This window comes from Desulfofundulus sp. TPOSR (assembly GCF_011393055.1).
In the GTDB taxonomy this organism is placed as follows: Bacteria; Bacillota; Desulfotomaculia; order Desulfotomaculales; family Desulfovirgulaceae; genus Desulfofundulus; species Desulfofundulus kuznetsovii.
Window position 1 is genome coordinate 389972 of sequence record NZ_JAAOEF010000001.1, and the last position, 20793, is coordinate 410764.

Consider the following 20793-nt stretch of genomic DNA (forward strand, 5'->3'; position numbering starts at 1 on the left):
CCACCTTGATCTTGGTCCCCGGCCCGTCAGGCCGCTTTGACCACTGCCGGGGGTACCAGTGCTTGATAACTTCCCAGCGTATGCCTGTAAATGCCTACAACCACCTGATGAACCCCGGTACTGCCGTCTTTTTGGAGAATTTCCACCCGGTCCGGACGAATACCAATCAGCATCCCCTGCTCCTGGCCTACGGAGCGGAAGGGAATCAAACAGAGGCGGGCCGCCCAGCCGGTTCCGGCCAGGGCTGCCAGAACGGAGGGGTCGCTGGAATCCCCTGCCTCCTCGATAATTTGCCGTACCGCCGGGGGCAATATGGTCAGCAAGGCGGTGTACTCCACGACAATCACCGGGTGACCGGTAAGGGGATCCCTTAAACTGTTACCCGTATCCACCAGGCCACACACCTCTACCCGCCGCCCCTCCACTTCCACCACCAGGCCCACCCTGTGCGCCTGCTGCTCCAACCGTAACTGCATCAACAGGGCTAGTACACGTCCTCCCCCCATCAGAGTTGCGAGAGCCAGCAAAAGGCCGGGCCAGAAATAACGCTGGATAATGTGCAACGTCTGGTTTACGGCGGTGGCGAAATCACTATTGGAGTAAAGAAAATAAATAAAACCGAGCCAGATGCCTCCCAGGGCAAAAGACGACAGGTAAAAAAATACAAGACAGGCGAGCAGTCTTTTCAGGGGCAAAGGGGCAAAGGCTCCCACGACCATTAAGGAGGAAAAGAAAATTTTCAAAGGCAAACTGAATAACTGGTTAAATCCCGGGACAAAAAAGAACAAAGCGTATACACTGCCCAGGGCGCTGGATAAGACCAGCCGGAATATAGTTGTCCTCACCTGTGATAGTCGCCCGGCCGTCCATAATAAAATATAATTGAGGAGCAAATTGCCTGCCAGGACCTGATCCACATAGACGACGTAGCCGGTCATCAAGCCCACTCCCACCTGGCCATGCACAGCCCTCTATCATTATATGGCCGCCTCTAGACCCTTATGACAGCCTTACAAATCAATGGGCATAAAGAAAAGTCTGGTCTTATTATACAATACCAGACTGGTAAAATATGTCATTCTATGTTTCCCAGGCTTTCTTTTTTCTCTTATTCTCCGGCCCCCGTTCGGGATCTACCAGGCGCTGGGTACCCCTGATGCGGTTAAGATCTTCCTTGCGACTTCCCTTCATTTCTACAGTTTTCTCGTGCTCCGGATGCTCCAAATGTTCATCGCCTCCTTCTGCTTTATTGTGCACAAAAAACAAAAAAGCCATGTCCTTAAGACCGGCTTTTGTAAAAAATTTGTTCATAAAATCGCTGCAAAAAACTCTAATTGCGCCGGCGCAAAAAGGCCGGAATGTCAAGGTCGTCGTGGCTGGTAAAGGGCTTAATTTCTAACTCATCTTTAGCCCGTTCTTTTTTAACCACTTTTTGATCGAAACCGGTAGCAATGACCGTCACCCGCACTTCATCCTCCATACGCTCATCGATGACCGCACCAAAAATAATGTTGGCCTCGGGATCGGCAGCCTGGGAGATAATTTCCGCCGCCTCATTTACCTCAAAGAGCCCCAGGGAGGTTCCACCGGTAATGTTTAGCAGTACGCCCCTGGCTCCTTCGATGGAGGTTTCCAGCAACGGGCTGGAAATGGCCATGCGGGCGGCCTCGGTAGCCCGGTTCTCGCCGCTGGCCACTCCGATGCCCATGAGGGCGGAACCGGTATCCTTCATAATTGTCTTCACATCGGCAAAATCCAGGTTGATTAAGCCGGGTACGGCAATCAAATCCGAAATGCCCTGTACACCCTGGCGCAAAACGTCGTCAGCTATGCGAAAAGCCTCAACAATGGAGGTATGCTTATCAATAACCTGCAGCAAACGATCGTTGGGAATGGTGATCAGGGTATCCACCTTACCCTTAAGGTTCTGAATCCCCATCTCTGCCTGGTTCATCCGCTTCCTTCCTTCAAAGGTGAAAGGCTTGGTCACCACCCCCACAGTCAAGGCACCCAGTTCCTTGGCCACCTCGGCCACCACCGGCGCCGCCCCGGTACCGGTACCGCCACCCATACCGGCAGTGACAAAAACCATATCTGCCCCCTTTAAAGCCTGGATGATATCATCCCGGCTCTCTTCAGCCGCCTTCTGCCCAATCTCCGGGTTGGCACCGGCACCCAGCCCTTTGGTTAACTTGGCCCCAATTTGAATTTTGTTGCTGGTTTGGGCCATTTGGAGGGCCTGGGCATCGGTGTTAACGGCAATGAATTCCACTCCCCGCAAACCGGCCATGATCATCCGGTTAACGGCGTTGTTGCCTGCCCCTCCCACTCCGATGACTTTAATATTGGCGAACTGGTTGTTTTCAAGCTCGAAGTCAAGCATGACAATCCCCCTCTATGGTTTCTCAAGCAAGATAACTTAACCGTCAGTACCGCTTCCATGAGGGTAACTCCGGCGTATATGGGCAAAAATTTGTCTTACTCCCCGCGGCCCTAACCGGAACTCCCCGGCTGCCACCGCCAGCCTGTGATTTTCCCGCCTGGCTATTCCTGCTGCTGCACGCCTGGCCAGAAAACGGGCGACCTGCCAGTCCGGTTCCGTTGTAGCTACCCGGACCGGCAATTGCAAAACCCGGGAGGCCAGATCGGGCAATCCTTTTAGACAGGAGCCGCCGCCCGCGAGTACCACCCCCCCGGGCAACGCCCTCCCCCGGGCGAGCCTGTCAATGCTTTGCTTAATTAGATCCAGGATCTCCAGCACCCTGGATTCAACAATCTGCCTGATGGTAACCAGGCTGGCCCGCCGGGAGGCCTGGCCACCCATGGTAGGCAATTCCACCCAAACTGCTTCTTGCGGAAGGAGGCCGATCTCCCGTTTTACCTTCTCCGCCGCATCCAGGGATGTTCTCACTCCAATGGCCAGGTCACTGGTAATATGTTCCCCACCCACGGGAATAACGGTCATATCTACCAGGGTGCCACCTCGGAAGAACGTAACGGCAGTAGTTCCACCGCCTAAATCCACCAGAACCGCGCCAAGTTCCCTCTCAACGGTGCTCAAAACTTCCTGCGCCAATACCAGTGGGTTTAACACGACCTCCGCTACCCGTAGCCCCGCCGCTTCCACGGCGGTAACCAACTGATCAATCACCTGACTATCTACAGTTACCACCCGTGCTTCCAGGGATAGTCTGGAACCCGTGCGGCCGATGGGATTATCCATCCGGGGCATACCGTCAATCATAAACTCCACCGGCACCACTTGCAGAACCCGCCTTCCGGCAGGAACCTCCACTTGCCTAAAAACTTGGATCAGGTCAGCCACATCACCGGTGGTAATTTTTCTGCCGTGACCAATGGTTATATCGGCATGTCTGGTGAGCACATTTACACCATGGCCGGAAAAACCCACGCTAACAGTGCCGATCCTGTATCCGGCCGCCTCCTGGGCCATCTCCACAGCCCGTTTTATTGCCTGGGCTGCCCCTTCCAGGTCAACGACTATACCCTTACGCATCCCCAGGGATGGGCACCAGCCCACTCCAGCCGCCCGTTCGGGATCGGCAACCCGGGTTACCACCGCCACCATACTGGACGTACCCACATCCAGGCCGGCTACAACTTCCTTTCCAGTCAAGCGGGGCACCCCCTACCAGTTACTAAAAATGTAAAATTCAACGCCAGCGGTCTTTTCCCTTTATAAAGTTTATTTTATTTTTTTAAACAGGTGGCGCCGGATAATGGCCAGGTTTTGAAACAGCCGCACCCCGAAGGCCACCACGGCAGCTAAATAAAGATCGATCCCCAGGCGTTCTCCAATGAAGGCCAGACCGGCAGCCAGCAGGGCATTGCTGAAGAAACCGGAAATGAAGACGGTGTTATCAAACTGGTCCTCCATGGCTGCCCGGATGCCTCCAAAAACCGAATCCAGGGCTGCCAGGGCCGCTACGGAAAGATACTTGGCGTAAACCTGTGGCAACACCAGGGGAATATTAAGCCCCAGCAGCACTCCCAAAACCAGACCGGCAACAGCCAGCCAGATACCCAACCACATATTTCTCACCCTTTTACCACTGGTTTGGCATAGCGAAACTCCGTCGTGCGGGAATAACCCGGGATGGTAAGCCGGTCATAAGGCTGTATCTTTACCTGGACCCCCAGATCCCGCAAGTACTCCACCAGTCCGCCCGGGATCTCCAGGGCGCTTTTTAAATTATCCGGCTTGCCAATGGCCAGAATATGATAGGGCGGCACCACCCTGGTCAAATTAACATTAATAAAGGGGGCAGCCCAGCGGATTTCAGAGTGGGCCACTATGCGCTGGCCGTTAATGGAAAGGGCCTCGGCCCCCGCACCCCGCAGTTCATTGATCACCCGCAAGAGGTCCTCGTCCCGGATGACATAAAGGCTGGCGGGCCCCCCTCCACCGGGTTGCTGGGGAGGATTGTCCAGGGTTACCTCAATACCGGGTCCGGTAACGGAAACCAAACCGGCCAGCAACCTGGCTTTGGCCAGCTCATCCTTAAGGGCCTTCTCCGCCTCGGTTTGACCCCGGGTAACCTGCTCCAGTTTAAGGCTTAAGTCATTGGCCTCGGCCTCGAGCTTGCTCTTATCCTTTTCCAGCTGGCGCAGTTCCAGGGCCAGCTCCTGTGCCCGGCCGGCCGGTATGCCCTGTTCAATGTGCCTGGTGACCCGGAACTGGAAAACAATAAGCACACCTAAAACCATAGCCACCAATCCGAGGGATAAATAGGTGGACAGCTTCATTGTTTTACTCCCTCCTCCAGCGGCCGGGCATACTCAAAGCGCACCCCTCCCGTGTAGGCAGGCACCGTTAGTTGCGCTACTTTTTTAACCTCCACCTGAATACCCCAAAAGCGCAGTTGCTCCACTACCCCACCCCGCATTTGCAGGGAATTAATTAAATTGTCAGGATTACCGATGGCGGAGATAACAAAAGGGGGGGTCAAGCGCTGGTTGCGGTTGGTTAAAATGGTCGGGCCGATACAGCGTATTTCACTGGTGGCCAGCATGCGCTGACCGTTGATGGCTATAGCTTCGGCCCCGGCAGCCTTCAACTCGTTAATAATTTTCAGCACATCCTCATCGTGTAAAACATAAAGGTTTGGATTTTGTCCCGGCTGCAAAATCTGGTTGCTATCATTTAAAGTTACTTCCACCCCCGGCCCGCTAACATCTACCAGGCCGGCTGTAATACGCACCCGGTTCAACTCCTCTTTTAACGCGTTCAAGCGGGGACCGGCTGCCACTTCATCCAGGCGGGTCCGCAGGTCACTTACCCGTCGCTGGAGCTCGTCCCGTTCTTTTTTAGCCTGATTAACCTGGGCAGCCAGGGTTTGCGTTTGCTTAACGGGGGGCGTTTCCTGGATATCCCTGGTCAAACGGAACTGTACCGCCAGCATCAAACCCATAACCAGTCCCACCAGGACCAACGCCCAGTGAAATCCCCTGATTTTCACGGTCATGCCCCCCATTTTCATACCCTCCAAATTTTACCTGACATATTTAACTACGGGAACACCGGTAAGATCTACATAGGCTATCTGCCGGCCCTTTACCTGTTCCAGAACCTGCAGAAGAACCCCGGCCTTTTTGCGGATATCCACGGGAGCACCCAGGCGGCATTCAACCCCGTCCAGGGTGTACAGCACCACCTGACCCCGGGCATTAACATGTATTTCGGAAAGCTTACTACGCAGTGACCCGGGGAGCTGGTTGAGCACGTGCAGGGCTGTACCCAGTTTTGCATCCCGGATCACCTGTCCCGGAGCAGGGGTGGGAACTACTGTCCCCGTCACCACCGGGAGGGAACCGGCCACCCCGCTCTCCTTCAGGCACACCCCTTCCCGGTCCACCTGTATAAAACCGTCCTTTACGGGAAGCAAAGCCACTGCTTTTCTTTCCTCTACTGCAATCACGATGCGGGACGGAAACTCACGAGTAAGACTGACATCTTTGATGAGCGGCACGGTGCGGATCCGGGCCTCGGACTCTTTTAAATTAACCTTGAAAATATTTATTCCGGCGGTGATCCCCGAAAGCTCCACAATTTTTTTTTCCGGCAGGGCACTGTTGCCGGTAACTTCAATCTCGCGCACCTCGAACAGGGGTGAACCCAGGAGAATAAAGGCGGCCAGCAGGACCACAAAGGCAAACAAAATCCTTTCGACAAGATATTTTCCGGTATGCCGCGGTATGCCCAACCTCACCACTCCTAATATTTTGTCCCGGAACCGGCAGAATTGATGCCCGCGGCTGGCATCCCTTGTTACCCGGCCAGCCCGCCGACTGGCCCAAACAAATAATAACACCCGGTTTTCCCGTTCCCGGATTATTATACAAAATATTATAGCAACCGGAAAAACTTGTCCACCCAAAACTAAAAAAGAACCACGCTAAGTGGATATCCTCATAATTCTGGCCCCCAGGGCGGTATATTTTTGTTCCATCTTTTCGTAGCCCCGGTCGATATGTTCCACGCCTTCAACCACGGTACCGTTTTCGGCAGCAAGGGCGGCCAGGACCAGGGCGGCGCCCGCCCGCAAATCCGTGGCCATAACCGGGGCCCCGGTGAGCCTTTCTACCCCCTTGATGATGGCTATCTGCCCCTCCACCTTGATGTCGGCTCCCATCCGCCGGAGTTCACTCACATGTTTAAAACGGTTCTCAAAGACTGTTTCGGTAATTACGCTGGTTCCTTCTGCCAGGCAGGCCAGGGCCATCATCTGGGGCTGCATATCGGTAGGGAAGCCGGGATGGGGCAGCGTTTTGATATCTACCGCCCGCGGCCGCCGATCCTGGGCCGCCACCCGCACATGTTCATCACCCGTCTCTACCAAAAAGCCCATTTCCTTCAACTTAGCGAGCACGGGCTCCAGATGTTCGGGAATGACGTTGGTTACCGTAACATCTCCGCCGGTAATGGCAGCGGCCACCAGGTAGGTTCCCGCTTCAATGCGATCGGGAATCACCGCGTGTTCCACGGAGTTAAGGTGTTTTACCCCTTCGATCCGGATCACATCGGTACCCGCACCCTTGATGCGCGCTCCCATCCGGTTCAAAAAGTTTTGCAGGTCCACGATCTCCGGTTCCTTGGCAGCATTACGAATGATGGTTGTGCCCCTGGCCAGCACGGCAGCCATCATAATGTTTTCGGTAGCGCCCACACTGGGAACATCCAGGTGGATTTCGGCACCCTCCAGTTTACCGGCCTCCACGGTAATATAGCCGAATTTTTCTTCAATCCTGGCCCCCAGGGCCTTGAGCCCTTTTAAATGCAGGTTCATGGGCCGGGAGCCGATGTTGCAGCCGCCGGGGTGGGAGATTCTAACCCGGCGAAAGCGCCCCAAAAGAGGCCCCAGCACCAGGTTGGACGCCCGCATCCGGCGCATCAAGTCTTCCCCTACTTCCAGGGATTGGATATGCGTGGCGTCTACCCTGATGGAATCCCCTTCCCTGTTCACCCGAGCACCCAGGTATTCCAGGACATCGCACATGGTCGTTACGTCTTTTAGCGCCGGCACCTGCTGGATTACGTTAGGTGCCCCTTGCAAGAGACAGGCGGCCAGTATTGGCAGGGTGGCGTTCTTGCTTCCGCTGGCCCGCACGGTGCCCCGCAGGGGATTACCGCCCGTAATGAAAAACCTGACCATGCTGTCACCCCCGCCTCAATCCTCACCGAGAACCTGTACCTCCAGAGTTAGAGTTATCCCGAAGCGCTCGTAAACCAGTTGCTGCACCCGGTGGATCAGGATTTGCACATCCCGGGCGGTAGCCCTCCCCAAATTGACTATAAAGTTGGCGTGGACCAAAGATACCTGGGCATCACCCTGGCGCATACCCTTGCACCCGGCCTGTTCAATTAACCAGCCGGCTGTTTTCCCGGGAGGATTTTTAAAGACGCTGCCGGCACTGGGGTAGGACAGGGGCTGCGAAGCCCGGCGGCGGGCGAGATACTGCTCCATATCCGCCCGGATCCGGTCGGGGTCCCGGGCTACACCCCGGCACGTCACCTCCAGAACCACCAGCGAACTGCCCAGCAAATTGCTGGTCCGGTAGCCAAAACCCAGTTCGCCGGCATTCCGCCGTTCCAGCTCACCGGATAAATCCATAACCATAACTTCCTGTACCAGGTCGGCCATGGACGAACCGTTGGCGCCGGCATTCATTACCACCGCCCCGCCTACCGTTCCGGGAATACCGGTGGCAAACTCCAAACCGCCCACGCCGCTCTTCTGGGCTACGGACGCCAGCAGACCCAGCATGGTCCCGGCCCCGGCGATCAGGGTTGTTTCCCGCACCTGGACCTGACCGAAAGCACGGCCAATTTTCACCACGATGCCGCGGATGCCGCCATCCTTTACCAGCAGGTTGGAACCGTTCCCAATAAAATAAAGGGGGAGGTCTCGGCCGTACACCCAGGTAACCAGCCGGGCCAGTTCCTTCACTCCCGCCGGTTCCACAAAAATATCTGCCGGGCCGCCGATACGCCATGTGGTATGGCGGGCCATGGGCTCATTGGCCTTCACCTGTCCGGGCAACAGGGCATTTAATTCTTTAAAACCGGCCGGTAAAGTCATGCTGTTTTCTCCCTTAACCTTTTTACCAGTTCCAAGCCACAGAGCCAGATATTTCCTGCACCCATGGTTAAAATCAAATCGCCGGGCAGGGCCATGGCAGCCAGGTAATTGACTATTTGTTCCCTGGTCGGCAGATAAACCACTGGCGGACGGCCATGGTTTTTAATGGCCTGGACAATCAACTGGGCGTTGACCCCTTCTATGGGTTGCTCCCCGGCACTGTATATCTCATTGACTATTACCAGATCGGCTTCGCCAAAGGCCTTCCCAAATTGTTCCTTTAACAAGGCCGTCCGGGTGTAGCGATGAGGTTGAAAGACGACGATCAGGCGCTTAGGCCCCGTCTGGCGGGCCGCCTGCAGAGTGGCCTTTATTTCACTGGGATGGTGGGCATAGTCATCCACCACCCGCATATTCCCCACTTCCCCCAGCAGTTCAAACCTTCTTCTGGCTCCCCGGAACTCTTTGAGGATCCGGGCGATGAGCTGGAAATCAAGACCGATCCAGCGGGCGGCAGCGACCACGGCCAGGGCGTTTAACATATTATGTTTCCCAGGGACGGAAAGTTCCAGGGTGCCCAGGCGCTGATCGCGATAATACACTTCACCGCGGGAACCTTCACCATCTAACGATAAATGGCGCAGGACATAGTCGGCACCGGAACTCTCGATACCGTAGGTAATCACGGGGCGGCCCAAATCCTGTACTACTTCCCGCACATTGGGATCGTCGATACAGGCAATGACCAGCCCGTGTTCCGGCACTTTGCCCATGAACTGCCGGAAAGCCTTTTTAATTTCCGCCACCGAACCGTAATGGTCCAGATGATCATCTTCAATATTGGTCACGATCACTGCCAGCGGATGTAACTTTAAAAAGGACCCGTCGCTTTCATCGGCTTCAGCCACCAGATATTCCCCCCGACCCAGCTTGGCGTTTCCGCCAATATCGTTCAATTCACCTCCGATAATAATGGTCGGGTCAAGTCCGCTCCTTTCCAGCGCCAGGGCCAGCATGGAAGTGGTAGTGGTCTTGCCATGGGCCCCTGCAACGGCAATACCCTTTTGCCGCTGCATCAGCCAGGCCAGTAGATCTCCCCGGTGTATTACCGGGATGCCCTTTTCCCGGGCGGCCAGCAATTCGACGTTATCCGGTTTAATGGCCGAGGAAATCACCACCAGTTGCGTGGTATCCAGATTCTGGGGGGCGTGCCCCACATGGCAGATGGCTCCCCGGGATTCCAGCCTGCGGGTGGTATCAGTAAAAGAAAGATCCGAACCGGTAATTTCATAACCTAGATCCAGAAGGATGCTGGCCAAGCCACTCATGCCAGCCCCGCCAATACCGATAAAATGTACCCGCCGGGGTATTACCTGCAAGGACTTTCAACTCCTTTCCCGGTTACAGCTCCTGGCAAACGTGACGGCTTCGCGATACACCATATACTATGCCCGGACTAAAAAAGGTGTGCCACTCCCGGGCTTGTCCAGCCGTGCCACCTGGTTCACGAAAGGCAATAGCCACCGTTTTTACCTGGCCAGGCTATCTATTAGCTCGAGTATTTCATCCAGGGCCTGGGAACGTCCCAGGCGCCTGCTGGCCCCGGCCATCGCCTTTAGTTTTACCGGCCGTGCCAGGAGCTGGACCAGTTTTTCAGCCAGCAAAGGCCCCGTTAGATCCCGGTCCCTGATGACCAGGGCAGCACCTTCCCGCTCCAGGGAACGGGCATTGTATTCCTGGTGATTCCCGGCAGCATGGGGGTAGGGGATGAGAATGGCCGGCAACCCCACCACCGTCAATTCTGCCAGAGTAGCTGCCCCGGCACGGCAGATGGCCAGGTCGGCCGCCGCCAGTGCCCGGGGCATTTCGTCAAGATAAGGTACAAGGATAATATTGCCATTTTCAGTTATGCTTAAACCCGCCTCCCTGGCACGGGCACAAAACTCCTCATATTGGCCGTGACCGGTCACATGGAGGAAGTAAACCCCCTCCCGGCCGTTAAACTGCTTTAAAACCTCGATCATGGCCAGGTTGATCGCCCTGGCCCCCTGACTTCCCCCAAAGGAGAGGACCAGTTGAGCATTTTCAGGAATGCCCATGGCCCGCCTGGCCTCGTTCCGACGCCAGGCCAGCACCTCCGGACGCACCGGTAGCCCGGTAACTTTAACCCGGGCTTTACGGGGAAAATATTTCCGGGCGTCTTCAAAGGTCAACGCCACCTGGCTGACAAAAGGGGACAACAGCCGGTTGGTTAAACCGGGCAGGGCATTTTGCTCGTGGATCAGGGTGGGAATACCCAGCAAAACAGCGGCCAGGACCACCGGCCCGCACACATATCCCCCGGTGCCCACTACCACCCGCGGCTTGAAATTGGCCAGTATCTGCCGGGCCAGAAGAATTCCCCGGGCTGCCTGCCAGAACACCAGCAGGTTGCGCGGAGACAGGCTGCGCTTCAAACCGGCTACCGGGATGGAACGAAAAGGCAGGTTTGCCTTCGGCACCAGGTCGGCCTCGAGGCCGCCGTCCCGGCCGATGTAAAGCACCCGGGCTTCAGGGTATTTAGCCAGCAGTCCCCGGGCAATGGCCAGGGCGGGATAAATATGTCCTCCCGTACCACCCCCGGTTACCACAAAACGCAAATGCTCCACCTCCCGTCATTTGGGGGCACTGTAGCGGGATATGTTCAGCAAAACCCCTACCCCCAGCAGGGTGAACACCAGGGATGTTCCCCCAAAGCTGAGAAAGGGGAGGGTAATGCCGGTTACCGGCAGGGAACTTGTGACCACGCCGATATTAATGATGGCCTGGATGCCTACGCCGGAAACAATCCCGGCGGCAAGCAGGCTGCCAAAAGAATCCGGAGAGGTGATGGCCACTTTCAATCCCCGCCAGATGAACAAAATGAACAACAGGATCACCAGGCAGGCACCGATAAAACCCAGCTCTTCTCCAATCACGGCAAAGATAAAGTCCGTCTGCCTCTCGGGGAGGTAAAGGAATTTGGAATGACGGCCCTGCCCCAGTCCGGTGCCCAAAAGGCCACCGGAACCAAGGGACATGAGGGAATTCAAAATATGCCACCCCGATCCCGAGGGGTCTTTTTCCGGATCAAGGAAGGCCAGGAACCGCCTCAGGCGGTAAGGCTCCGTCCAGATGGTCAGGGCCAGGGCGCCCGCTCCCAGTACACCCAGGGCTCCCAGGTGTACCAGGGAGGCACCGGCCGCAAAAAGCATTAACACGATGGTCCCGGCCAGGGTCACGGCCGTACCCAGGTCAGGCTGCATGAGGATCAGCCCTGCTGCCAGGCCCATTATCACCAGGTACGGCAACATTCCCTGGCGAAAATTGGTGATCCGTTCGGGCCGCCGGGAAAGGCCATAGGCAGTGAAGACTACCAGGCAAAGCTTGGCAAATTCCGAAGGCTGAAAACTCAAGGGACCCAGGTTCAACCAGCGCTGGGCTCCCAGCTTGGAAACGCCAACCCCCGGAATGAGTACGGCAATCAACAGGGCAAAGGCCAGGATCAGCAATCCTCCCGCCCACTTTTTCAAATGCCAGTAGTCGTAATTCATCATCACAAACATACCCGTGAGGCCGATGATGGCCCAGATGGACTGGCGGATCAGAAAATGAAAAGGGTTGTTAAAGGGCGGAAACATGGCATAGTAGTAACTGGAACTGAAAACCATCACAATACCCACGCTTAAAAGCATGAGTACGGTCAGGAAGAGGATAAAATCCGGTGGCCGCCTGCGTAAGCGCATGGGAGTCTCCCTACCTTCTCCGGGTGAATGCTCAGCAAAACCGTAATGACGAGGATGCGGCACTGTCCGGAGCGAACGACGCAGCACACGCCGGTAACAGCACCCGGCAACCCAGCACTCACCGGCAAAAAATGCTCATTCCAAGGCAAACGCAAAAGGTAGTAGAAAATTTGGCCTCCGCCGTATAGCCTATTCAGTGAGTGCTGGGCGGCTCGGCTCTCGAGGACGCAAGATTGACTAAGCGTAAGAAAAGTTTGAAATACATTAGTTAACAGCTTACAACGAAGTGCAATTAGTCACGGGCAATCCGCAGAGAGCCAGAGCCGGCCCGAAGCGAACCGCGGGGCGCATCTTACGCGAAGCACTGGAGTGAGCGAGGACCCAGCACTCACCGGGATACTAGCTCTTCCCAAAACCTGATGTGTCAATTAAACCTGAAACACCGGGAGTAGAGTCATATTTGGGTGAGTGCTGGGCCGCATCCAACCGGGTTCGCTGAACATTTACTTCTCCGGTGAGGAAATGTTCAGCAAAACCGTTCACTGCCCCCGGCCATTTCCCGTATAATCAGCTCATGTACCAGCTTTTTAAACATTTCCCCGCGCTCCTCGTAACTTTTGAACATATCCCAGCTGGCGCAGGCCGGCGAAAGCAGGACCACTTCCCCCGGTCGGGCTGCCCGGTGGGCTTGAAAGACTGCATCCCGAAAGTCCTTGGCCCTTATAATTTCCCCGACCCCGGCCGCTCTGGCGGCCGCTTCAATTTCACCGGCACATTCTCCCAGCACCACCAGCACCCTTACTTTCTCCTTCACCAGGCGGGCAAAGGCGGTAAAGTCGTTGCCTTTGTTCCTGCCTCCGGCCAGTAAAACGATGGGCTGATCATAGGCCTCCAGGGCTTTGATGCTGGCCTCGGGGTTGGTGCCTTTGGAATCGTTTATATATTTTACGCCGTTGATCTCGGCGACAAATTCCAGACGGTGGGGAACGCCGGAGAAGTGGTGCAGCGTGGCAGCCAGTTGCTTTTCCCTGATTCCCAGCACCCAGGCGCAGGCTACGGCAACCAGGGCGTTTTCCAGGTTGTGAGCCCCCGGAATACGCAGGGCACTGGCCGGCAAAATGGGATGAACCGTTCCCCCTTCCCTGACCGCTATGTAACCATTGTGCACGATTATCCCCTCTTCCAGATTATGCCGCCGGCTGAAAAATATAACCTTTCCAGGGCATAAGGATGCCAGATTTCTGGTCAGGGGGTCATCGTAATTTAAAACCGTGTAATCGTCCCCGGTCTGGTTGGCAAAAACGCGCGCCTTTGCCGCCACATAGCCCTCCATATCGCCGTGCCGGTCCAGGTGGTCGGGAGTTATGTTTAAAATGGCGGCCACCCGGGGGTGAAAAAGACTCGTGGTTTCCAGTTGAAAGCTGCTAACCTCCAGAATAATCAGGTCTTCCGGACCGTATTTTTCCACTTCCGTAATCAGGGGCTGGCCGATATTGCCGGCCACCAGGGTTCTTATTCCGGCGTCGGCAAAAATTTGCCCCACCAGGCTGGTGGTAGTGGTTTTACCGTTGGTACCGGTAATGGCCACGATGGGCGCTCTGGCCAGCCTGTAAGCCAGCTCCAGCTCACCCGTCACCGGTATCCCCAGTTCCCGGGCCCGGGCTACCGGCGGGATAGTCAGGGGCACCCCCGGGCTGATCACCACCAGGTCAAAGCTGCCCTCCCCCACCTCCGGGTAGCAGCCCAGCACCAGTTCCACCTCCGGCGGCAGGAGGGATTGCAGGGGCGGGTCAAAGGAAGCCGACTCCTTCTGATCGGTTAAGACGACCCGTGCTCCCTTACTGGCCAGAAAAAGGCTAACCGCCACTCCGCTTTTACCTGCCCCGATTACCAGAACCTTTTGTCCTTCAAATGCCAAATCGCTTACCTTCCTTCTAAACAAGTATGCCTTTTAAAATACCTAACCCAGCTGATACAGCCCCGCCATCCCCAGGAGGGCCAGCACAAGGGCGAACCCCCAAAAGGTATAGACCACCCGCTGTTCACTCCAGCCACCAAGCTCAAAGTGGTGGTGCAGGGGGCTCATCCGGAACACCCGCCGGCCAAAGAGCTGGAAGGAAATGACCTGGATGATTACCGACAGGGCCTCCAGTACATAAACGCCCCCGATAACCAGAAGGAACAACTCACTTCTGGTTAATACCGCCGCCGCTCCCAGTGCCCCTCCCAGGGCGAGCGAACCGGTGTCACCCATAAATATCCGGGCTGGATGGTGGTTGTAGACCAGAAAACCCAGGCAGCCTCCCATCAGGGCGGCCATGATGATAGCAATTCCCAATTTATCCATTAAGAGGGAAATAAGCAAAAGAGCTGCGGCCACTGGTACGGTTACTCCGGCGGCCAGGCCGTCCAGGCCGTCGGTAAGATTCACCGCATTGGCCGTAAACACCACTACCAGCACGGCAAACAAAAGAAAACCCCAGCTTTTCAGCTCCAGGGTTAAACCCCCGGGAACAAAAAAACCGCTGAAAGGGATTACCACATCCGTCCCCCGGCCAAAGGTGGAAACAGCCAGCAAGGCCAGGAGCACACTCAAGATCGCCTGGCCAAAAAGCTTTTCCCGGGCCCGCAGGCCCAGGGATCTCTTTAACGCCACCTTAATGTAGTCGTCCAGAAAACCAATCAACCCGAACCCCAGGGTAACCCCAAGCACCAAAAGGCCCTCTGGAAAATGGCGAGCCAGCCAGAGCCCGGCCACGGTTGTTCCGGCCAGGAACATGATTCCGCCCATGGTGGGGGTACCACCCTTGGAAAGGTGAGTGGCTGGCCCATCGTCGCGGATACTCTGACCGAACTTAAGCCGGCGCAAAAGGGGTATGGTCAGGGGTCCTAAAAGAAGGGTCACGGCCAGAGAAATAAGCAAAGCCTTGCTTAAAAGAAGCCATAAATCGTTATGCCCCATCCGGTACCACCTGTGGCGGGTTTCCTCCTTTCTGGAAATCAAAGGCACCTACCGGGCGCCGGTCGCCCCGCACCACTATAGCCAACTGTTGCCAGCTTATGTGTTTTAAGGCAAAACGGTGTTTTGTCCCTGGACCAGAGCCTGTACAACTTCTTCCATGCGCATGCCCCGGGAACCCTTAATCAGTACCACATCACCGGGCCGGGCCAGGTCCTTTAATACTTCTAGAGCCTCGTCTTTGGATGCGCACCGGAAGACGCACCCGCCGGGCATTCCGGCCGCCAGCGCCCCCTCGGCCATAAAACGGGCTAGATTACCCACCGTAATCAGGTAATCCACCACCCCGGCGGCACCACCGCCCACCCGGCGATGGGCGGCCTGAGCCTTGTCTCCCAGTTCCAGCATATCTCCCAGAACGGCAATGCGGCGCCCTCTGGCGCCCGTTTCAGCCAGCACCTGCAGGGCGGCCCGGGTCGAGGACGGGTTGGCATTATAGGTATCGTTAATGATTTTCAGCCCCCGGCAATCAATTATTTCCAGGCGCATGGGCGTCAAGACGGCCCCAGCAAGGCCTGCGGCAATGTCTTCCAGCGACACACCCAGGGCCCAGGCTACCCCCACCGCAGCCAGGGCGTTTTCCACATTGTGCCGCCCCGGCAGGGGTAAATGTATTTCCGTTTCCCCCCCGTCGGGCACCCTCACCCGAAACCGGTTGCCGCCCTTTTCCGGACGAATGTCCCTGCCAAGGACATCCGCTTCACCGCCGATGCCGAAAAAGTACACTCGCCCCCGGCAACGGGCCGCCTCCCGCCGGATATAGGGGCTGTCCCGGTGCAAAACGGCAAACCCTTCGGGACTGATGGTTTCCAGGATTTCTCCCTTGGCCCGGGCAATGTTATCTACCGACCCCAGGCGCTCTATATGGGCTTCGCCAATATTGGTGATCACTGCTCCCGTGGGTCTGGCCAGCCGGCAAAGGAAGGCAATTTCCCCCGGCCCCCGCATGGCCATTTCCACCACCACGGCCTGGTAACGCTCATGAAGCTCTAAGAGGGTGAGGGGCAAGCCAATTTCGTTGTTCCGGTTGCCCGTGGTTTTCAGGGTGTTAAACCGCCGGGAGAGGGCGGCCGCCACCAGGTCCTTGGTGCTGGTTTTACCGGAACTGCCGGTAATTCCGATCACCGGTACCCGGTAAACCTCCCGGTTGTAGCGGGCCAGCTGTTGTAAAGCTGCCAGGGTGTCGTCCACGTGGATCACGGCTGCCCCGGGATTTAAAGCGGAAACCATCCGCTCCACCACCACCCCGGCGGCACCGGCGGCCAGAGCCTGCGGTACAAAGTCATGGCCGTCATGCCGTTGCCCGCGGAGGGCAAAAAACAGCTCGCCTCCCGCAAGACTGCGGCTGTCTATGGAAACGGCCCGGACCCGGACGCCTGCATCCCCCTGACAAAGCCTCCCATTTATGGCCTGCGCCACTTCCTTCAGGGTCATGGTCTTCACGGCGCATCTCCTCTGTCCTGAAAACAGTACTTGCTTGCCCAGCACTCACCGGACCCAGGTACCTGCGCAGGAATTGAAGCTGCACATATTTGGTAATCATCCAAACCAAAGAACTCTGTTTGCAGTGAGTGCTGGGTGGCGCTTAACGCGTCATGGGTGTCTACTTAAAAGTTCGTCCAATGCTTTAATAGCCTCACTGCGATCATCAAAAGGATATTTAGTTGTACCGATAATTTGATAATTCTCATGCCCTTTACCGGCGATAATGACCGTATCCCCCGAGGCGGCAACCCCCAGGGCAAAGCGAATGGCCTTCCGCCGGTCGGGCACCACCCGGTAGTCGGAACGAACCCGCCGCACCCCTTCTTCTACCTGGGCAATAATCCTCATGGGATCTTCGGTGCGGGGGTTATCCGAAGTAATCACCGGAAGATCACTCAGGCGCGCGGCAATCTCCCCCATGAGGGGCCGCTTGGTGGGATCCCGGTCACCGCCACAACCAAATACGGTAATCAACCTGCCCCTGGTTATGGCCCGGGCGGTGGTAAGGATGTTTTCCAGCCCGTCGGGGGTATGGGCGTAGTCCACCACTACGGCAAAGTCCTGCCCCCGGTTTACCAGTTCAAAGCGACCCGGCACACCTTCCACCGACTCCAGGGCCCGAACCGCCAGTGGCAGGGGAACTCCCCCGGCCACTGCCGCCGTGAGAGCGGCCAGGGCGTTATAAACGTTGAAATAACCGGTTAATTTTAAGTTTACCGGGCATTCTCCCCAGGAGCCGGTGACGGTAAAAGAAGCGCCCCGGGGGGTAACTTTAACCTCCTGGGCCCGCACCTGCGCTTCCGCCGAGAGTCCGTAGGTACAAACGGGTACTTTTGTTGCGGCCGCGATCCTTTCCGCCCGGGGATCATCGACGTTAATGACCGCCAGGCCGGGCTTGCCGTCCTGGCCCAGTCCCCGGAACAACAGCATCTTTGCCGCCAGGTAATCCTCCATGTCCCGGTGGAAATCCAGGTGGTCCTGGGTAATATTCGTAAACACCCCGGCATCAAAGGCACATCCGGCCACCCGGTTTAAAGCCAGGGCATGGGAACTTACCTCCATCACCGCCACCGCAACCCCATCATTTACCATTTCGGCCAGCAACTTTTGCAGGTCCAAAGATTCGGGGGTAGTGTGGGATACCGGCAATACCCGGTCACCAATCCAGTTGGCAATGGTACCTATAAGTCCCACCTTATTTCCCGCCGCCCGGTAAATGGCTGCCAGCAAATGGGTGGTAGTGGTTTTACCGTTTGTCCCGGTAACCCCGATCAATTTTAATTTCCGGGACGGATAGCCATAGAAACGCGCAGCCAGCAAAGCCAGAACCAGGCGGGTGTCGGGCACCCGCGCGAAGGCAATACCGGAAGGAAGGGGGATTTCCTTTTGCACCACCACGGCTACTGCACCCCTGGATACCGCCTGCTCCACATAACGATGGCCATCGGTGGTGAAACCCTCCACGGCAACAAACAGAAAACCCGGCTGCACCTGCCGCGAGTCGTAGGCAATGCCCGCTATATGTACCTGTTGATTGCCTCCCACAGCCAGACAGGTTTGCCCCTCGATCAACTCGCTAAACAGCAAGCGAAATCCTCCTTCCTTACCAGAAAGGTTCCCGTGGTTATACTACCACCCCTGCTGTGACAATGCAATAAGAGCCCTTTCGTCCTTTTTATGGTATTATTTCCAATTTTACTAAACATACGCAACTCATGCTATGGCCTCTCCACAAATTCCCGCACCGGCCGGGCAGTTGCAGGGGGTGCCTGGGACGGCCCGGATCCGGGTGTAAACTCCACCCTCACCGTTGTACCCCGGGGGACTTTTTCCCCGGGCCGGGGGTTCTGACCGGCGGCCTGCCCGATCCCCACCGCTTCCAGGCGGAGATCCATACCCGCCAGCAGGGCGGCCACTTCGGTAATGGTCAGGCCCGTGAGGTTGGGAACAGTAACCGGTCCCTCCCTTGATTTACCCCCGGGAGGTTGCAGATCCAGCACCACCGAGGTGCCACTTAACACCTCCGCCCCCGCTTTAGGTGTCTGCTCTTGAACAATGGCCCCCTCCCCCCGGACTACAAAAGACAGTTCCGCCTCGCGCAAGATATTCTGGGCCGTTTCCAGGGGATAATTCACCACGTTTGGCACCCGGACCTTAACCCGGGGCTGTTCAAAGTATACGAAGGGATCCTTTGGTTTTTCGAGGTCGGGTGTTTCGGGTACCTGCAGGTAATGCAAAGTGTCCCGGACCACTTCCCGGAACACGGGAGCGGCCACCTGGCTGCCGTAATAGATGCCTCCCTGGGGCTCGGCAACCATAACCAGGGCGGCAACCCGCGGGTTCTCTGCCGGGGCAAAGCCGGTAAAGGAAGCTACGTATTTCCCGCTTACGTAGCCGCCCCCTTCCCCGACCACCTGGGCGGTTCCGGTTTTGCCGGCCACCCGGTAGCCGTCAATGAAGGCGTTTCTGCCGGTACCCTTCATGACCACCGTCTGGAGCAGGTCAGCCACCTGGCGGGCCTTTTCCTGGTCAAGCACCCGGCGTACCATATCGGGCTGGAAGGTCTTGATTACCTTACCCGAAGGGTCGCGGATTTCTTTTACCAGATGGGGGCGCAATAAAACACCACCGTTGGCCACGGCGCAGGTAGCAGTTAGCAGTTGAATTGGCGTTACGGCAATGGATTGTCCTATGGCCATGGTGGCCAGGTTAAGGTTAGTTGCCTTTTTTTCGGGAATGAGAATACCGGTGGCCTCCCCGGGCAGGTCAATGCCGGTTACATCTCCAAATCCAAATTTCTTGATGTATGAGTAAAACTTTTCCTTTCCCAGGCGCAGGCCCACCTCTACAAATCCGGGGTTGCAGGAATTCATTACCACCTGCTCAAAGGTCTGGCTACCGTGGCCACCGTCAGCCCAACAGCGGATGTAGCGGTCGGCAACCTTTATGTAGCCCGGATCGAAGAACTGGTCATCGGCCCTAACCACCCCTTCGCTGATGGCCGCTGCGGTGGTGATGATTTTAAAGGTGGAACCCGGCTCGTAGTTGTACCAGATGGCTGGATTCCGGTCCCAAACCCCCTGCGGGGCAGTCATCCAGTTTTTCGAATCAAAGGTGGGGCGATTACCCATGGCCAGGATTTCCCCGGTCCGGGGGTCCATAACCATAATCACTGCCAGTTTGGGGTTATATTTGGCCACCACCCGGTCCAGTTCCCGTTCCACAAAATGCTGGATGGTTTCGTCCAGGGTCAGCACCAGGCTGTTTCCCTGCCGGGGGGAAATATATTTATGCAACGCCCCGAGAACCTCCCGCCCGGTGGCATCCTGTTCCACCACAATGCGGCCGCGGGTTCCCTGCAATTCCTGGTCAAAGGTCTTTTCTATGCCCATGAGCCCCTGGTTGTCTATCCCTGTAAAGCCCAGGACATGGGGCGCCAGGGAACCAAATACGTAATGCCTGACGCTTTCCTCAACAAAAAAGAGGCCCGGCAACTTTAGTTGCTTTATTTTCTCCACTGTCCCCGGTTCTAATTTGCGGGCAACCCATTCATAGCATGACTGGCGGGAGAGGATTTGATAGAGGCGTTCCACTTTCATATCCAGGAGGGGTGCAAGCTGTTCCGCAGCCCGGCGGGGATCCTTTACGAGATAGGGAATGGCATAAAGGGACTCCGCGCTCACGCTGGTTACCAGTAGACGGCCGTTCCGGTCGTAAATATTTCCTCGCCTGGCCTCCACCGGAATATCCCGCATTCGCACTTCCAGAGCCTTTTGCTGCAGTTCATCCGCCCGTACAAACTGGATCCAGGCCAAACGGCCTGTTAAAGCAACGAGGGCCGCAGTGGCCAAAAGGAAAAGAGAAGTCAGCCTGCGGCGGATAATGATGCTGGTGGTGCGCATACCCTTCTCCTCCAGATAGCGCC

The 20793-nt window shown here is 56.5% G+C and carries 18 protein-coding genes; all 18 read right to left on the reverse strand.

Annotated elements, in window-relative coordinates:
• Positions 1–26 precede the first annotated feature (26 nt).
• Positions 27–938, reverse strand: coding sequence for a sigma-E processing peptidase SpoIIGA (spoIIGA, locus tag G7K71_RS02030; RefSeq protein ID WP_166343112.1), 912 nt, complete (start codon positions 936–938; stop codon positions 27–29).
• 142 nt (positions 939–1080) lie between these two features.
• On the reverse strand, positions 1081–1224 hold the full coding sequence (locus G7K71_RS02035; protein ID WP_166342626.1) for a hypothetical protein: 144 nt from the start codon (positions 1222–1224) through the stop codon (positions 1081–1083).
• Positions 1225–1330: 106 nt separating this feature from the next.
• Positions 1331–2383, reverse strand: a complete 1053-nt coding sequence (gene ftsZ, locus G7K71_RS02040) for a cell division protein FtsZ (RefSeq protein ID WP_013822263.1) — start codon at positions 2381–2383, stop codon at positions 1331–1333.
• A gap of 36 nt (positions 2384–2419) precedes the next feature.
• Complete coding sequence (gene ftsA / locus G7K71_RS02045) at positions 2420–3637, reverse strand: cell division protein FtsA (protein WP_166343114.1); 1218 nt, start codon at positions 3635–3637, stop codon at positions 2420–2422.
• A 69-nt stretch (positions 3638–3706) separates the two neighbouring features.
• Positions 3707–4054 (reverse strand): small basic family protein, encoded by a 348-nt coding sequence (locus tag G7K71_RS02050; RefSeq protein WP_013822261.1) that lies wholly within the window; start codon positions 4052–4054, stop codon positions 3707–3709.
• A gap of 5 nt (positions 4055–4059) precedes the next feature.
• Positions 4060–4767: a DUF881 domain-containing protein gene (locus G7K71_RS02055; protein WP_166343116.1), complete on the reverse strand. Its 708-nt coding sequence runs from the start codon at positions 4765–4767 to the stop codon at positions 4060–4062.
• Positions 4764–5495, reverse strand: coding sequence for a DUF881 domain-containing protein (locus tag G7K71_RS02060; RefSeq protein WP_207712590.1), 732 nt, complete (start codon positions 5493–5495; stop codon positions 4764–4766). The genes G7K71_RS02055 and G7K71_RS02060 overlap by 4 nt, the downstream gene beginning before the upstream one ends.
• Positions 5496–5513: 18 nt before the next feature.
• A complete protein-coding gene (locus G7K71_RS02065) occupies positions 5514–6224 on the reverse strand; it encodes a cell division protein FtsQ/DivIB (protein ID WP_166343118.1) in 711 nt (236 codons plus the stop codon).
• Positions 6225–6416: 192 nt separating this feature from the next.
• Positions 6417–7673, reverse strand: coding sequence for a UDP-N-acetylglucosamine 1-carboxyvinyltransferase (gene murA / locus G7K71_RS02070; protein ID WP_166343120.1), 1257 nt, complete (start codon positions 7671–7673; stop codon positions 6417–6419).
• 15 nt (positions 7674–7688) lie between these two features.
• A complete protein-coding gene (murB, locus tag G7K71_RS02075; RefSeq protein WP_166343122.1) occupies positions 7689–8600 on the reverse strand; it encodes a UDP-N-acetylmuramate dehydrogenase in 912 nt (303 codons plus the stop codon).
• Complete coding sequence (gene murC, locus G7K71_RS02080) at positions 8597–9979, reverse strand: UDP-N-acetylmuramate--L-alanine ligase (RefSeq protein WP_166343124.1); 1383 nt, start codon at positions 9977–9979, stop codon at positions 8597–8599. Before murC ends, murB begins: the two co-directional genes overlap by 4 nt.
• Before the next feature lie 150 nt (positions 9980–10129).
• Positions 10130–11239, reverse strand: coding sequence for an undecaprenyldiphospho-muramoylpentapeptide beta-N-acetylglucosaminyltransferase (gene murG / locus G7K71_RS02085; RefSeq protein ID WP_166343126.1), 1110 nt, complete (start codon positions 11237–11239; stop codon positions 10130–10132).
• A gap of 15 nt (positions 11240–11254) precedes the next feature.
• On the reverse strand, positions 11255–12364 hold the full coding sequence (ftsW, locus tag G7K71_RS02090) for a putative lipid II flippase FtsW (protein WP_166343128.1): 1110 nt from the start codon (positions 12362–12364) through the stop codon (positions 11255–11257).
• 526 nt (positions 12365–12890) lie between these two features.
• The gene (murD, locus tag G7K71_RS02095) at positions 12891–14282 is read right to left on the reverse strand and encodes a UDP-N-acetylmuramoyl-L-alanine--D-glutamate ligase (RefSeq protein WP_166343130.1); all 1392 of its coding nucleotides are present in this window, start codon (positions 14280–14282) and stop codon (positions 12891–12893) included.
• 42 nt (positions 14283–14324) lie between these two features.
• Positions 14325–15326: a phospho-N-acetylmuramoyl-pentapeptide-transferase gene (gene mraY / locus G7K71_RS02100; RefSeq protein WP_166343132.1), complete on the reverse strand. Its 1002-nt coding sequence runs from the start codon at positions 15324–15326 to the stop codon at positions 14325–14327.
• A gap of 105 nt (positions 15327–15431) precedes the next feature.
• Positions 15432–16826, reverse strand: coding sequence for a UDP-N-acetylmuramoyl-tripeptide--D-alanyl-D-alanine ligase (murF, locus tag G7K71_RS02105; RefSeq protein ID WP_166343134.1), 1395 nt, complete (start codon positions 16824–16826; stop codon positions 15432–15434).
• A 150-nt stretch (positions 16827–16976) separates the two neighbouring features.
• Complete coding sequence (locus G7K71_RS02110) at positions 16977–18455, reverse strand: UDP-N-acetylmuramoyl-L-alanyl-D-glutamate--2,6-diaminopimelate ligase (RefSeq protein WP_166343136.1); 1479 nt, start codon at positions 18453–18455, stop codon at positions 16977–16979.
• A gap of 131 nt (positions 18456–18586) precedes the next feature.
• Positions 18587–20770 (reverse strand): stage V sporulation protein D, encoded by a 2184-nt coding sequence (locus tag G7K71_RS02115; protein WP_166343138.1) that lies wholly within the window; start codon positions 20768–20770, stop codon positions 18587–18589.
• Positions 20771–20793: the final 23 nt, after the last annotated feature.